At 68.8% G+C, this 13,912-nt stretch carries 12 protein-coding genes; 9 read left to right on the top strand and 3 right to left on the bottom strand.

Annotation, left to right across the window (positions count from 1 at the left end):
• Positions 1 to 193 precede the first annotated feature (193 nt).
• Together rlmN and EU805_RS02760 are read right to left on the bottom strand one after the other, a co-directional pair.
• On the bottom strand, positions 194 to 1,375 hold the full coding sequence (gene rlmN / locus EU805_RS02765) for a 23S rRNA (adenine(2503)-C(2))-methyltransferase RlmN (RefSeq protein WP_129762407.1): 1,182 nt from the start codon (positions 1,373 to 1,375) through the stop codon (positions 194 to 196).
• Positions 1,376 to 1,498: 123 nt separating this feature from the next.
• A complete protein-coding gene (locus EU805_RS02760) occupies positions 1,499 to 2,035 on the bottom strand; it encodes a hypothetical protein (protein WP_207208054.1) in 537 nt (178 codons plus the stop codon).
• A 168-nt stretch (positions 2,036 to 2,203) separates the two neighbouring features.
• Between EU805_RS02760 and EU805_RS02755 the strand changes: the two genes are divergently transcribed.
• The 5 genes from EU805_RS02755 to EU805_RS02735 all read left to right on the top strand — a co-directional run bounded on the left by EU805_RS02755 (position 2,204) and on the right by EU805_RS02735 (position 5,828).
• A complete protein-coding gene (locus tag EU805_RS02755) occupies positions 2,204 to 3,199 on the top strand; it encodes an asparaginase (RefSeq protein ID WP_129762406.1) in 996 nt (331 codons plus the stop codon).
• A gap of 8 nt (positions 3,200 to 3,207) precedes the next feature.
• Positions 3,208 to 3,996 carry an exodeoxyribonuclease III gene (locus EU805_RS02750; RefSeq protein ID WP_129762405.1) on the top strand — a complete coding sequence of 263 codons (789 nt, stop codon included), beginning with the start codon at positions 3,208 to 3,210 and terminating at the stop codon, positions 3,994 to 3,996.
• A 93-nt stretch (positions 3,997 to 4,089) separates the two neighbouring features.
• Entirely contained in the window at positions 4,090 to 4,992 is a 903-nt protein-coding gene (locus EU805_RS02745; RefSeq protein WP_129762404.1) for a co-chaperone YbbN, read from the top strand.
• A gap of 27 nt (positions 4,993 to 5,019) precedes the next feature.
• Entirely contained in the window at positions 5,020 to 5,658 is a 639-nt protein-coding gene (locus EU805_RS02740; protein WP_129762403.1) for an LON peptidase substrate-binding domain-containing protein, read from the top strand.
• Positions 5,655 to 5,828, top strand: a complete 174-nt coding sequence (locus EU805_RS02735) for a Trm112 family protein (protein WP_129762402.1) — start codon at positions 5,655 to 5,657, stop codon at positions 5,826 to 5,828. The genes EU805_RS02740 and EU805_RS02735 overlap by 4 nt, the downstream gene beginning before the upstream one ends.
• Before the next feature lie 133 nt (positions 5,829 to 5,961).
• On the opposite strand, the gene EU805_RS02730 is transcribed toward EU805_RS02735, so the two are convergent.
• On the bottom strand, positions 5,962 to 7,167 hold the full coding sequence (locus EU805_RS02730; protein ID WP_129762401.1) for a UbiH/UbiF/VisC/COQ6 family ubiquinone biosynthesis hydroxylase: 1,206 nt from the start codon (positions 7,165 to 7,167) through the stop codon (positions 5,962 to 5,964).
• Between the two features lie 80 nt (positions 7,168 to 7,247).
• Between EU805_RS02730 and EU805_RS02725 the strand changes: the two genes are divergently transcribed.
• The 4 genes from EU805_RS02725 to EU805_RS02710 all read left to right on the top strand — a co-directional run bounded on the left by EU805_RS02725 (position 7,248) and on the right by EU805_RS02710 (position 13,823).
• Entirely contained in the window at positions 7,248 to 8,594 is a 1,347-nt protein-coding gene (locus EU805_RS02725; RefSeq protein ID WP_129762400.1) for an amidase, read from the top strand.
• Positions 8,595 to 8,677: 83 nt separating this feature from the next.
• A complete protein-coding gene (locus EU805_RS02720) occupies positions 8,678 to 9,856 on the top strand; it encodes an aminotransferase class I/II-fold pyridoxal phosphate-dependent enzyme (RefSeq protein WP_129762399.1) in 1,179 nt (392 codons plus the stop codon).
• Positions 9,857 to 9,867: 11 nt separating this feature from the next.
• Positions 9,868 to 12,768, top strand: coding sequence for a DNA translocase FtsK (locus EU805_RS02715; RefSeq protein ID WP_129762398.1), 2,901 nt, complete (start codon positions 9,868 to 9,870; stop codon positions 12,766 to 12,768).
• 233 nt (positions 12,769 to 13,001) lie between these two features.
• Positions 13,002 to 13,823, top strand: a complete 822-nt coding sequence (locus EU805_RS02710) for a bifunctional allantoicase/(S)-ureidoglycine aminohydrolase (protein WP_129762397.1) — start codon at positions 13,002 to 13,004, stop codon at positions 13,821 to 13,823.
• Positions 13,824 to 13,912: the final 89 nt, after the last annotated feature.

The following is a 13,912-nucleotide window of genomic DNA, read 5'->3' as shown; positions in this document are numbered from 1 at the left end:
CGCCTCGACAACGCCAATGGGCGGGCGCTGGCAAGGCGTCCAACGGGTCCGCAACTTGCGGCGTTGCAAGATCGCCCTCCGGGGGGAGGTCAGGCGATGCCCGGCGGTGCCGCCGGGCGCGCGCGAGGTTCGGCGTGGGCGATCGAACGTCAATCCAGCCGAATGGAACGTGTGATTGACGTGAGCGCCCGGGCTACAGGCCCGCTTCGGCCTCGACCTGTTTGCGGCTCTTGCGGGCGCGTTCGGTTTCGGACTTGAGTTGGCCGCAGGCGGCCATGATGTCCTCTCCGCGCGGAGTGCGGATGGGGGAGGCGTAGCCGGCCTTGTAGATGATGTCCGCAAAGGCGCGGATGCGGTTGTTGGAAGACCTCTTGTAAGGCGCGCCGGGCCATTCGTTGAAAGGGATCAGGTTGATCTTGGCCGGGATGCCGTCGATCAGCTCGATCAGGCGCCGCGCGTCGTCGTCGGTGTCGTTCACCCCGTCGAGCATGACGTATTCGAAGGTGATCCGCTCGGAATTCGAGACCTTGGGATACTCGCGCAGGGCGTCCAGAAGTTCCGCGATGTTCCAGCGCTTGTTGATCGGCACGAGCTTGTTGCGGACCTCGTCCGTGGTCGCGTGGAAGCTGACGGCGAGCTGGCAGCCGATCTCTTGCGCGGTGCGGGCGATCTCGGGGACGACGCCGGAGGTCGAAAGCGTGATGCGGCGGCGCGACAGGGCGATGCCCTCGCCGTCCATGGCGATCTTCATCGCGTCGCGCACGTTCTCGAAGTTGTAGAGCGGCTCTCCCATGCCCATGAGGACGATGTTGGACAAAAGGCGCGGGCCGTTCTCGCCGGTGCCCTGCCCCGGTTCGGGCCATTCGTCCAGATCGTCGCGTGCGAGCATGATCTGGCCCACGATCTCTCCCGCCGTGAGGTTGCGGACCAGCCGCTGCGTGCCGGTGTGGCAGAAGGAACAGGTCAGCGTGCAGCCCACCTGGGAGGAGACGCAGAGCGTGCCGCGGTCCTCCTCGGGGATGTAGACGACCTCGACCTCGTGGCCGCCCGCGATGCGGACGAGGTACTTGCGGGTGCCGTCGGTGCTGACCTTGCGGGTCACGAGTTCGGGCAGTTCGATGACGAAGCGCTCGGCCAGCATCGCGCGGTAGTCCTTGGACAGGTTCGTCATGTCCGCGAAATCGCGCTTGCCCCAGTGATAGAGCCACTGCCAGATCTGGTTCACCCGCATCTTGGCCTGCTTGTCGGGCGTGCCCGCCGCGATCAGCGCGTCCTTGAGCTGGTCCCGGGTCAGGCCGATCAGGTTGACCGGGCCCTCGGGCAGCTTGCGCGGCATCGTGTGGACGTCCTGCGTGATCGGGGCGGTGGCGGTCATCTCGGTCTCCCTCGGGCGGAAAGTAGGCCCCATATAAGATAGAAGGCCCGGTTTCCAATGGAAAACCGGACCTCGCAACTTCATCTGGCCAGATAAACTCGAAAAGGCGCGCAGCGCCTCCGCTTAGCTGGAGCAGCGACTTTCGGCCTCTTCCACCCCGGCGGTGAAGCCCAGAAGCGAGAAGGTGTCGGTCGTCACGTTGCCCCGGCCGGAGCGTCCGCGCAGCACGGCGTCGGTGCCGCGCTTGAGGGCGGCGACCACGCGGGCGTCATCCTCGGGCGTGGCGGGCCAGGCCCATTCGCCTTCGGTGAACATCTGGAAGGTGGTCCCCGCCACGGTCAGATCCACGGTGGAGCCGGGCGCGAAGGGATAGCCGCCGGTGAAGGTCACCTGGCCCTGCACGTCGGCACCGGGCCGGTAGAAGACCATCAAGAAGATATCGCCCCGGCGGCCCTGCGTGGGGTTGCCGCTGGAATCGGTCAGCGCGCTTTCGGTGGGGGACGAGACACTGATGCACTCGCGCGGGTTCTCCGCCTCGAAGGTGCTCCAGTCGGTATTGGCGGCGACCAGGTTGTCGGTGGTGCTTTGTGCTGCGGCCGGTGCGGCCAGCGCCAAGCCCAGTGCCAGCGCCCATCCCGTGGTGATCGTTTTGTGCATCATCAAAGTCTCCAAACTGCCCTTCGGTCATGTGCGCGTGTCGCGACAGGTCTTGCCGACCTTTTCGTCTGGCGGCCATGCGTTCAACCGGATAGCCCTGTGCCTAGCAAGAAATTGCCCAGACTGAAAAGCATATTCCATGCACAAGATCGTGCCCGAGGGAGCCCTGCCATGACCGCCGCCGTCCCGCTGATCCAGACCTTTCGCGGCGATCTGCCCGAGTCGCTTCACGCCGGTCACGCGGTGGTCTGCGACGCGGAGGGCGGAATCGTGCAGCAGTGGGGCGACCCCGGGGCGGTGATCTTCCCGCGCTCCTCGTGCAAGATGATCCAGGCGCTGCCGCTCATCGAAAGCGGTGCGGCGGATGCGCACGGGCTGCGGCCCGAGCAGCTTGCCCTGGCCTGCGCCAGCCACCAGGGCGCGCATATCCACACCGACCGGGTCCGGGTCTGGCTCGACAGCTTGGGCCTGCGCGACGCCGATTTCCGCTGCGGCCCGCAATGGCCCGCCGACCTGCCCGCCCGGGACGAGATCATCCGCGCCCACGCCCAGCCCTGCCAGATCCACAACAATTGCTCCGGCAAGCACGCGGGCTTCCTGACGCTGAATCGTCACCTGGGGGGCGGCACGGATTACGAACTAATGGATCACCCGGTGCAGCAGGCCTGCAAGGCCGCCTTCGAGGAGGTCACGGGCGAGACCTCTCCCGGCTACGGGATCGACGGCTGTTCCGCGCCCAACTTCGCCACCAGCGTCCACGGCCTTGCCCGCGGGATGGCGGCCTTTGCCAGCGCGCAGGACCGCAGCGACAGCCGCGCGCAGGCGATGCAGCAGCTGGTGGCGGCGATGACCGCACACCCCGACCTCGTCGCGGGAGAGACGCGCGCCTGCACCGACCTGATGCGCGCCATGGGCGGACGCGTGGCGATCAAGACCGGGGCCGAGGCGGTCTTCGTCGCCATCCTGCCCGAACAGCGGCTGGGCGTCGCGCTGAAGATCATCGACGGCGGCACCCGCGCCGCCGAGGCCGCCATCGCGGCGATCCTGATCAAGCTGGGCGCGCTCGACCCCGACCATCCCGCCGCCCGGCGCTGGGGCCGCCCCGAGATCCGCAACTGGCGCGGTACGCTCTGCGGCCGCATCGAACCCACCGACGCCCTCGTCTAGGAGACCCCATGTCCTTCACGCTCGCCACCTGGAACATCAACTCGGTCCGCCTGCGCGAGGGTCTCGTCGCGCGGCTGATGCAGGACGAGGCGCCCGACGTGCTGTGCCTGCAGGAATGCAAGTCGCCGATGGACAAGATCCCGACGGAGGCCTTCGAGGCGCTGGGCTACGTCCATCGCATCGGGCGCGGGCAGAAGGGCTACAACGGGGTGGCGATCCTCTCGAAGATGCCGATCGAGGAGACGGGCGCCGCCGACCACGCGGAGCTGGGCCATGCCCGCCATATCGCGGGCCGGCTGGAGAACGGCGTGACGGTGCACAACTTCTACGTCCCCGCGGGCGGCGACAAGCCGGACCGGGCGATCAACGACAAGTTCGGCCAGAAGCTGGATTACCTGACGGCAATGCGCGACGCCTTCGTGGCGGAGCCGCCCGAGCGCGCGATCCTGGTGGGCGATCTGAACATCGCCCCGCGCGAGGACGATGTCTGGGACCACAAGAAATTGCTGCGCGTCGTCAGCCACACCCCCATCGAGGTCGAGCACCTGGCGCAGGTGCAGGACAGCGCCGGTTGGGTCGACGTCACGCGCAAGGACATTCCCGAAGGGCGTCTTTATTCCTGGTGGTCCTACCGCTCGCCCGATTGGGACGCCGCCGACAAGGGCCGTCGCCTGGATCACGTCTGGGCCACGCCGGACATCGCGGGCGCCGCGCACTCCAGCCGGATCCTGCGCGACGTGCGCGGCTGGGAGCAGCCGAGCGATCACGCACCGGTCTTCGCAACCTTCGATCTGTAAGCCGATCGCCTCGGCGGGCGGGCGTCGCCACCCGACGGTTGTCCCGGCCCCGTCCAGCGCACATATAAGCCGGAACTCGAACAGGAGACCCCGATGATGGATCTGACCGCCGCCCCCGAAAGCCACGTGACCGACGGCACCGATGCGACCTTCATGGCCGACGTGGTCGAAGCCTCGCAGAGCGTGCCCGTCATCGTTGATTTCTGGGCCCCGTGGTGCGGCCCCTGCAAGACGCTGGGCCCGGCGATCGAGAAGGCGGTCAACGCCGCGAAGGGCCGGGTGAAGCTGGTCAAGATCGACGTCGACGCCAACCAGCAGATCGCGGGCCAGCTGCGGGTGCAGTCGATCCCGACGGTCTATGCCTTCTGGCAAGGCCAGCCGGTCGACGGCTTCCAGGGCGCCCTGCCGCCGTCCGAGGTGGACGCCTTCGTGAACAAGGTCGCCGACATGGGCGGCGAAGCGGACGATGGGGGGCTTGCCTCGGCCATCGAGGCCGCCCAGGGGATGCTGGACGACGGCGACGCGGCCGACGCCGCCGAAACCTTCGCCGCAATCCTGCAGGAAGACCCGAACTCTGCCGCGGCCTACGCGGGGCTGGTGAACGCGCATCTGGCCATGGACGACGTGGACCAGGCGGAGGCCATCCTGAACGGCGCCCCGGCCGAGATCAGCACCGATCCCGCACTGGAAGCCGCCGCCGCCCGCATCGCCCTGCTGCGCGAGGCCGAGAACACCGGCCCCCTGGCGGACCTCGAAGCGCAGGTGGAGGCGAACCCGGACGACCACCAGGCGCGGCTCGACCTGGCGACGGCCCTGTCCGCCAAGGGCCGCACGCAGGAGGCGGTCGATCACCTGCTGGATTCGTTCCGCCGCGACCGCGAGTGGAACGACGGCGCCGCAAAGGCCCAGCTTTTCAAGCTCTTCGACGCGCTCGATCCGAAGGATCCGGTGGCCCTCGCGGGGCGGCGCAAACTGTCGTCGATGATATTTGCCTAAAAGGGGGCGCAGGCTAGGTGGGAGGTCATGTTTTCAGCCTCAGACCTGCCTGACACGATCCCGATCTTCCCGCTGCCGGGCGCCCTTCTGCTGCCGCGCGGGCGGCTGCCGCTGCACATCTTCGAACCGCGCTATCTGGCGATGGTCGAGGACACGATGAAGCAGCCCGGCCGCCTGATCGGGATGGTCCAACCCTACGACACACCGGGCGGCGAAAGCCGTTTGCACAGCATCGGCTGCGCGGGCCGGCTGACCGGCTTCAACGAGACCGACGACGGGCGCTACATGATCACGCTCGCCGGCGTGTCGCGATTTCGCGTCGTGAAGGAGGTCGAGGGGTTCCAGCCCTACCGCCGCTGCGAAGTGCGCTGGGACGCTTTCGGCCGCGACCTCGGCCCCGCGGAGCGCGACCCCGAGTTCGATCGCGACGCCTTCATGGACATGCTGGGGCGCTTCTTCGAGGACCAGAACCTCAAGACCGACTGGGAACAGCTGGGCGAGGCGGAGGACGAGCTGCTGATCAACTCGCTGTCGATGCTGTGCCCCTTCGAGCCGGAGGACCGGCAGGCCCTGCTGGAGGCGCCCTCGCTTTCAACCCGGCGCGAGACGCTGGTGACGTTGATCGAATACGCCCTGCGGGGCGGCGACGAAGAGGTGATGCAATGACCCCGTTCGACCCCCGCATGCTGGAGGCCCTGGTCTGCCCGCAGACCCAGGGTCCGCTGCGCTACGACGCCGAGGCGCAGGAGCTGTTGAGCGAGCGTGCGAACCTTGCCTTCCCGATCCGCGACGGGATCCCCGTCATGCTGGTGGACGAGGCGCGCGCGCTGGACTGATCGGCTTTCCCCGCGCGTGTCGGCGTCAAGGCACGGGGGCGAGACCTGCGGCGGCGGAGGGTGCGGGACGCCTCGCCGGCGGGGCGGATATTTTCAGAACAGAGATGGGCCGCGGCGGCGCGTCGCTGTGCCGTCAGCGCATCAGGCGCGGCAAGGTGCTGTTGAGGCCCGCGGCCTCGCGGATGAAGCCACGGCGCATGCCGGGGATGGCGTTGACCACGCCCATGCACAGATCGCGCAACCCGCGCATCAGGGTGTTGTCGTTGGAGAAAATTCGGTTGAAGGCGTCGGTGGCGAGGGCCAGCTTCACCGTGTCGAATCGGCGCCAGTGCTGGTACTCCTGCAGCACGGTGGCGCTGCCGATATCCTGACCGCGCTGGCGGGCGTCCTCGATCACCTGGGCCAGGGCGGCGACGTCCCGCAGCCCGGCGTTCAGCCCCTGCCCCGCGATGGGATGGATGCCATGGGCCGCATCCCCGACGAGCGCCACGCGCGGACCCGTCAGGCTGTGCGCCAGCGTCAAGCCAAGCGGATAGGCGTGCCGTTTGCCGGCAAGCCGGATGTCCCCGAGGAACGAGCCGAAGGCGGGCTTGAGCGCCTCGATGAAGGCGGCGTCGTCCATCTCGGTCATGGCGCGGGCGCGGGTGGCCTCCTCCGACCAGACGATGGAGGATCGGTTGCCGGTGAGCGGCAGGATCGCGAGCGGCCCGCCCGGCATGAAGAACTGGTGCGCGATGCCGCGGTGCGGCAGGTCGTGTTCCACCGCACAGACCACGGCGAGCTGGCCGTAGTCCCAGCCGGTGCGCGCGATGCCCGCACGCCGGGCGGTGCCGCTGCCGCGTCCGTCGCAGCCGACGACGAGCGCGGCGGTCAGGGTCTGGCCGTCGTCGAGGGTCACTTGCGCGCGCGCGCCACTCGTGTCCTGCGCCGTGACGCTGCGTCCGGGAAGATGCGTGATCCGCGCGTGGGTCAGCGCGTCGAGAAGTGCGGGGCGCAGGTGGCGATCCTCGACGAGCCAGCCCATGGGGCCTTCCTCGATCTCGGCGTGGTCGAAGTGCATCATCCAGGGCGAGGCGCCTTCCCCCGCGCGGCCATCGGTGACCTTGATGTCGCGCATCGGTTGCGCCTGCTCCGCGACAGCGTTCCAGATCCCCAGCCGCCGCAGCATCCGCACGGAGGTGAGAGAGAGCGCGTAGGCGCGCCCGTCGAAATCGCGGTCGCGGTGGGTGGCTGTGGGTTGCGCATCGACGATAATGACGCGCAGACCGGCCTGCGCCGCGGCGGTGGCAAGGGCGGGACCGTTGAGGCCGCCGCCGACGATGATCAGGTCGCTGTCCATGCAACCTCATATGGGCGCGGCGGCGGGATTGTCCATGCGGCACAGGCTCGCTAGCGTCGCACCAAAGAGAGGGCGGCACGATGGACGACTGGCGGTGGATGACGGCGCAGGCGCTGGGCGCGGGGATCGCGGACGGCGCGATCGACCCCGTGGCCCTGTGCGAAACCTACCTGGAGGCAATCGCGGCCCATCCGTCGCGCGACCGGATCTACGCCCGGGTCACGCCCGAGCTTGCGCGGGCGCAGGCGCAGGAGGCGCGGGCGCGCGCCCGGTCGGGGACGCGGCGCGGGCCGCTCGACGGGGTGCCGGTCAGCTGGAAGGACCTGTTCGACACGAAGGGCATCGGCACCGAAGCCGGAACCGCGCTGATGAAGGGGCGCGTGCCAAAAGAGGATGCCGAGGCCGTCCGCGCCGGTCATGCGGCGGGGCTCGTGTGTCTTGGCAAGACGCATATGTCCGAAATCGCCTTCTCGGGCCTCGGGGTGAACCCGGTGACGGCGACGCCGCCCAACGTGAACGACGCGGATGCAGCCCCGGGCGGGTCGTCCTCGGGCGCTGCGGCGTCGGTCGCCTTCGGGCTCGCCGCGGCGGCGGTGGGGTCGGACACGGGCGGGTCGGTCAGGGTGCCATCGGCCTGGAACGATTTGGTGGGCTACCGGCCCAGTTTCGACCGGATCTCGACGGTCGGGGCGGTGCCCCTGTGCCGGACGCTGGACGGGGTCGGGCCGCTTTGCCGGACGCTTGCCGACGCGCGGCTCATGGTGGCGGCGCTGAGCGGGACGGCGGACGCTCTGGACGCGCGTGCGCCGCGGCGGCTCGGGATCCTCGAGACCATCGGGATGGAGGATCTGGAGGAGGCGCCGCATGCCGCCTTCACCGCCGCCACGGCGGAGCTGGAGGCGGCCGGGATCACCATCGAGCGGGTGCGCTTCGACGCGTTGAAGGAGGTCTTCGCGTTCTCGGGCGGGCTCTACACCGCCGATGCCTGGTCCTTCTGGGGCCCGCGCATCACCGCCAACCCCGGCGTGATGTTCGAGCAGATCGAGACGCGGGTGACGCCGGGGCGAGAAGTGCTGGCCGCCGACTACCTGGCCCATTGGGCCCGCCTGCGCGAGGTCAGGAACGCGTGGCGCGCGCAGGTGCAGCACCTGGACGCGGTGATCCTGCCCAGCGTTCCGATCCTGCCGCCGCCGGTCGCGCGGCTGCTGGAGGACGGGGCCTACTACAAGGACCGCAACCTGATGTCGCTGCGCAACACGCGGATCGCGAACCTGCTGGACCTGCCCTCGGTCACGTTGCCGGGCGACAGGCCGTCCTGCGGGGTGATGCTGTTCGGACAGACCGGCGCGGACGCAGACCTTCTGGCGGTATCGCAGGGGGTGGCGGAGCTTCTGTCCCAAAAGACACAATTGCCCCGCAAAGCCTAGCCCGACTGCTGGACAGGGGGTCGGGGCGGCAGGTAGGCTGGCGCGCAAGCGGGGCGAGACGACCCTGCGCGAGAGGCAGTAAGATGAAACCCCCGATGCGGTTTGCAGACCTTCCGGTTGCGACGTGGCCCCGATTGCGCAGGCTGCTGGACGCCGTCCCGCCCGGGGGCGATCCCATCGACATGACCATCGGCACCCCGATGCACGCGATGCCGCCTTTCCTGTCCGACGTGCTGATGTCGCAGATGACGGGCTTTCGCGGCTATCCGTCGAACGACGGCAGCGCCGAACTTCTGGATGCCATCGCAGCTTGGCTGCATCGGCGCTACGGCGTGACCGTGGCCCCGTCCGAGATCATGGCCTTGAACGGCACGCGCGAAGGGCTCTACAACGCCGCGATGACGCTGTGCCCCGAGCGGAAAGCAGGCCAGCGCCCGGTCGTGCTGACGCCGAACCCCTTCTACCAGGTCTACGCCGTGGCCGCGATGTCAGTGGGGGCCGAGCCGGTCTACGTGAACGCGACCGAAGCGACAGGGCACCTGCCGGATTTCACCTTTCTCGATGCGGCCACGCTGGAGCGGACGGCGATCGCCTATGTCTGCTCCCCCGCCAATCCGCAGGGCGCCGTGGCCTCGAAGGCCTACTGGCGCGACCTCATCGCCCTGGCCGAACGGCACGACTTCCTGATCTTCGCTGACGAGTGCTACTCGGAGGTCTACCGCGACACGCCGCCGCCCGGCGCGCTGGAGGTCGCGCGCGAGATGGGCGCCGATCCCGACCGCGTGGTGATCTTTCACTCGCTGTCGAAGCGCTCGAACCTGGCAGGGCTGCGCTCGGGCTTCTGCGCCTCGGGGCCCGGCAACATGGCCCGGATCCGCAGCCTGCGCGCCTACGCAGGCGCACCGCTGCCCGGACCGGTGCAGGCGGTTTCGGCCCGGGTCTGGGACGACGAGAACCACGTCGCGGAGAGCCGCGCGCTCTACCGTGCGAAGTTCGACGCCGCGGACCGCATCTTGGGCGATGTTCCGGGCTACAGCTCTCCCCCGGCGGGGTTCTTTTTGTGGCTTCCCGTGCCCGACGGGGAGGAGGCGGCCCTGACCCTGTGGCGCGAGACGGGCGTGCGGACCCTGCCGGGCGCCTATCTCAGCCGCGACACCAAGGCGGGCAACCCCGGCGCGGGCTACATTCGCGCGGCGCTGGTGGCGCCGCAGACCACCGTCGAGGCAGGCCTCACCCGCCTGCGCGACCAGCTTTACACGTGAGGACGAAACGCATGGCATCCTACCAGACCAAGGCTCGTGACCCCCTTCTGGACAGCGAAACGCAGGCCGTTCTGGAACGACGCGGCAAGGAGCTGCTGGGGATCGTGCTGGCGGTCGCGGGTCTGGCCATCGCCGCCATGCTGGTCAGCTACACGCCCGAGGACCCGTCCTGGATGTCCGCGACCGGTCAACCGGTGCGCAACTGGCTGGGGCCGTTGGGGGCGTCCGTCGCGGCGCCGGTGATGATGATCGTGGGGCTGGGCATCTGGGTGCTGCCCTTGGCGCTGATCGCCTGGGGCGCGCGCTACGTGCTGCACAACGGCGAGGAGCGCGCGCTGGGCCGCCTGATGGTCCTGCCCGTCGGCATCGCGGTCGGATCGCTCTTTGCCGCGACGCTGACGCCGGGCGCGGGCTGGCCGCCGAACTTCGGCCTGGGCGGACTTTTCGGGGACACCGTGCTGGGCATGGTCCTGACGATCCTGCCGGTCGCGGTGGTGCTGTCGGTCAAGGTGCTCTCGCTGGTGCTGGGGGTGGCCTGTGCCGCCCTTCTGGGGTTCACCATGGGCTTCACCCGGCACGAGTTGCGGATCGGCCTGCGGCGGATGATGTTCGGCGTGCTGATGCTCTACGACCTGATCGCCCGCTCGATGTCCTCGGGCAGCCGGCGCGCCGTGCAGGCCGCGGGGGCCGGTGCCTCGACCCTCGCCGCGCGCCGTGCCGCCGCCCGCGCCGAACAGGCGGACAGCGCGACCGCGCCCCGCATGGCCGCGGCGGATCACGGCGGGGCCGGAGCGCGCAAGATGCCACCGATCCACCGCGCGGAGCCTGCGGTCGCGGCCCCCTCCCCTGCCCCGCAGGCGGAGGCGGAGGCCCCTGCGACGCGCAAGATGCCGGGCCTCGGCAATCTGCTGCGCCGCAAGTCCGACCCGGCGGAGGCCCCTGCGCCGGAGCAGGAAGGCACCGCACCCGAGGGCGTCGCCGCCCGCATCGCCGACGCGGTCAAGGCGCGCACCATGCCGACGCGGCCGGTCATCGCACCCGAGATCACGGGCGTCCGGATCGAGCCGTCGCTGACCGCCGGTCGCGGACCGCAGCCCCTGCGCCTGAACCCCGTGCCCTCGCTGGAGCTGGACCCCACCGACGAGGACACGCTGATCGAGGAGCCGGAGGACGTCCCAGGCGGGACGCCCGACCGCGCGGTCCTGCAGCGCAGCGCCCTGCCCCGCGACGACGCCAAGTCGCTGGTGGCCGAACCTCTCTTCGATCCCGATGCACCCCGGGCCACGCCGGCACAGCCGCGCCGCGCGCAGGTGCAGCAGGAGTTGAACCGCAAGGTCGTTCCCAGCAAGCAGGCCCGCGCGGAAGCGCAGCCGAGCCTGGAGCTGGAAGACGCGCCTGAGGCCTACGAGCACCCGCCGCTCAACCTGCTGATGGACCCCGCGGGCGTGCAGCGTCACGTGCTCTCCAACGAGGCGCTGGAAGAAAACGCCCGGATGCTCGAGTCGGTACTGGACGATTACGGCGTGAAGGGAGAGATCGTCAGCGTCCGCCCCGGCCCCGTGGTCACGATGTACGAACTCGAACCCGCGCCGGGCCTGAAGGCCAGCCGCGTGATCGGCCTGTCGGACGATATCGCGCGCTCGATGTCGGCGCTGTCGGCCCGTGTCTCGACCGTGCCGGGACGCACGGTGATTGGCATCGAACTCCCCAACGAGAATCGCGAAAAGGTGGTGCTGCGCGAGATTCTCTCGCACCGCGATTTCGGCGATGGCAAGGCGTCGCTGCCGCTGGCGCTGGGCAAGGACATCGGCGGCCAGCCGATCGTCGCGAACCTCGCCAAGATGCCCCACCTGCTGATCGCGGGGACGACCGGCTCGGGCAAGTCCGTGGCGATCAACACGATGATCCTGAGCCTGCTCTACAAACTCTCCCCCGAAGAGTGCCGGATGATCATGATCGACCCGAAGATGCTGGAACTTTCGGTCTACGACGGCATCCCGCACCTGCTGTCGCCCGTTGTCACCGATCCAAAGAAGGCCGTCGTGGCGCTCAAGTGGGTCGTCGGAGAGATGGAGGAACGCTACCGCAAGATGTCCAAGATGGGCGTGCGCAACATCGACGGCTACAACGGTCGCGTCCGCGAGGCGCTGGCCAAGGACGAGATGTTCAGCCGCACGGTGCAGACCGGCTTTGACGACGAAACCGGCGATCCGATCTTCGAGACCGACGAGTTCACCCCCGAGGTGCTGCCCTACATCGTCGTCGTCGTCGACGAGATGGCCGACCTGATGATGGTGGCGGGCAAGGAGATCGAGGCCTGCATCCAGCGCCTGGCGCAGATGGCCCGTGCCTCCGGCATTCACCTGATCATGGCGACGCAGCGGCCTTCGGTCGACGTCATCACGGGCACGATCAAGGCGAACTTCCCGACGCGGATTTCATTCCAGGTGACCTCGAAGATCGACAGCCGCACGATCTTGGGAGAGATGGGCGCCGAGCAGCTTCTGGGCATGGGCGACATGCTCTACATGGCCGGCGGGTCCAAGGTCACGCGTGTCCACGGGCCGTTCTGCTCGGACGAGGAGGTCGAGGAGATCGTCAACTACCTCAAGAGCTTCGGCCCGCCCGAGTACATGTCCGGCGTGGTCGAAGGTCCCGCCGACGACGGCGAGACCAGCATCGACGCGGTGCTGGGCCTGGGCGACGGGTCGGACGCGGAAAACGCGCTTTACGATACCGCGGTGGCGATCGTCATCAAGGACCGCAAGTGCTCCACGAGCTACATTCAGCGCAAGCTGGCCATCGGCTACAACAAGGCCGCGCGCCTGGTGGAACAGATGGAGGAAGAGGGCGTCGTCTCGGCTGCGAACCACGTCGGCAAACGCGAGATCCTGGTGCCCGAGCAGCACTAATCGGCGCGGCGGAACGGGGGCCGCCGCTGGCGCGGCGGGCGAGAGGCTCTGCCTCTCGCGCTCTCCGGGATATTTCTGGCCAGAAGAAGGAAGACCGTGTCAAATCTTCTTCTGGCCATAAATATCCCGGGGGGAGCGCAAGCGGCGGGGGCAGAGCCCCCGATCGGCCGCAGGCCGATCCGGTTGGGCGAAAGTCCGGCACAGGTGCCTGGTGGTGCGCAAGGAGAGTTTGGATGACCGATTATTTCACCCCGCCCGGGGGGCTGCCGCCGCAGACGGATCTTCTGTCCGACCGAGCGGTCTTTACCGAAAGCTACGCGGTGATCCCGAAGGGGACCCTGCGCGATATCACCACCAGCGCCCTGCCGCATTGGGAGAAGACCCGGGCCTGGATCATCGCGCGGCCACTGTCGGGCTTTGCCGAGACCTTTGCGCATTACGTGATGGAGGTCGCTCCCGGTGGCGGCAGCCGGCAGCCGGAACCGGACGCGGGCGCTCAAGGGGTGATCTTCGTCACCGACGGCCATGCGGAGCTGACGTATCAGGGGACGACGCATCTGCTCTATCCCGGCTCCTACGCCTACCTGCCCGCGGGCTGCGACTGGACGCTGGTGAATGACCACGATGGCCCTTGCGGGTTTCACTGGATCCGCAAGCGCTACGAACCGGTCGAGGGGATCGACCCGCCCGCGCCCTTCGTCACGCAGGATGCCGATGCGACGGTGGTCGAGATGGAAGGCACCCATGGGGCCTGGTCCACGACGCGTTTCGTCCCGCCTTCGGACCTGTCGCACGACATGCACGTGAACATCGTGAACCTGCAGCCCGGCGGCGTGATCCCCTTCATGGAAACCCACGTGATGGAGCACGGGCTTTACGTGCTTTCCGGCAAGGCGGTCTATCGGTTGAACCGCGACTGGGTCGAGGTCGAGGCAGGCGATTACATGTGGCTGCGCGCCTTCTGCCCGCAGGCCTGTTACGCCGGGGGGCCGGGGCCGTTTCGCTACCTGCTCTACAAGGACGTCAACCGGCATCCGGCATTAGGTCTGCGGTAGCAGCGATCGGCCGACGGCCGGGGGCGCTGCCCCCGGGCCCCCGAGGTATTTCCGGCTGGAAGAAGCCGGAACCCGCGCGCGGCCGGAGC

Origin of the sequence: Salipiger sp. IMCC34102 (genome assembly GCF_004145405.1) — a bacterium.
Taxonomy (GTDB): domain Bacteria; phylum Pseudomonadota; class Alphaproteobacteria; order Rhodobacterales; family Rhodobacteraceae; genus Loktanella.
The sequence above is the reverse complement of the archived record's forward strand: the minus strand, read 5'-3'. Positions and strand labels throughout refer to the sequence as shown.

What these genes read in the sequence shown, in the direction of transcription:
- EU805_RS02710 (WP_129762397.1), top strand. Translation starts at nt 13,002, where the DNA reads ATGACCGATTATTTCACCCCGCCCGGGGGGCTGCCGCCGCAGACGGAT.
- EU805_RS02740 (WP_129762403.1), top strand. Translation starts at nt 5,020, where the DNA reads ATGTTTTCAGCCTCAGACCTGCCTGACACGATCCCGATCTTCCCGCTG.
- EU805_RS02760 (WP_207208054.1), bottom strand. Translation starts at nt 2,035, where the DNA reads ATGATGCACAAAACGATCACCACGGGATGGGCGCTGGCACTGGGCTTG.
- EU805_RS02750 (WP_129762405.1), top strand. Translation starts at nt 3,208, where the DNA reads ATGTCCTTCACGCTCGCCACCTGGAACATCAACTCGGTCCGCCTGCGC.
- rlmN (WP_129762407.1), bottom strand. Translation starts at nt 1,375, where the DNA reads ATGACCGCCACCGCCCCGATCACGCAGGACGTCCACACGATGCCGCGC.
- EU805_RS02725 (WP_129762400.1), top strand. Translation starts at nt 7,248, where the DNA reads ATGGACGACTGGCGGTGGATGACGGCGCAGGCGCTGGGCGCGGGGATC.
- EU805_RS02745 (WP_129762404.1), top strand. Translation starts at nt 4,090, where the DNA reads ATGATGGATCTGACCGCCGCCCCCGAAAGCCACGTGACCGACGGCACC.
- EU805_RS02720 (WP_129762399.1), top strand. Translation starts at nt 8,678, where the DNA reads ATGAAACCCCCGATGCGGTTTGCAGACCTTCCGGTTGCGACGTGGCCC.
- EU805_RS02735 (WP_129762402.1), top strand. Translation starts at nt 5,655, where the DNA reads ATGACCCCGTTCGACCCCCGCATGCTGGAGGCCCTGGTCTGCCCGCAG.
- EU805_RS02730 (WP_129762401.1), bottom strand. Translation starts at nt 7,167, where the DNA reads ATGGACAGCGACCTGATCATCGTCGGCGGCGGCCTCAACGGTCCCGCC.
- EU805_RS02755 (WP_129762406.1), top strand. Translation starts at nt 2,204, where the DNA reads ATGACCGCCGCCGTCCCGCTGATCCAGACCTTTCGCGGCGATCTGCCC.
- EU805_RS02715 (WP_129762398.1), top strand. Translation starts at nt 9,868, where the DNA reads ATGGCATCCTACCAGACCAAGGCTCGTGACCCCCTTCTGGACAGCGAA.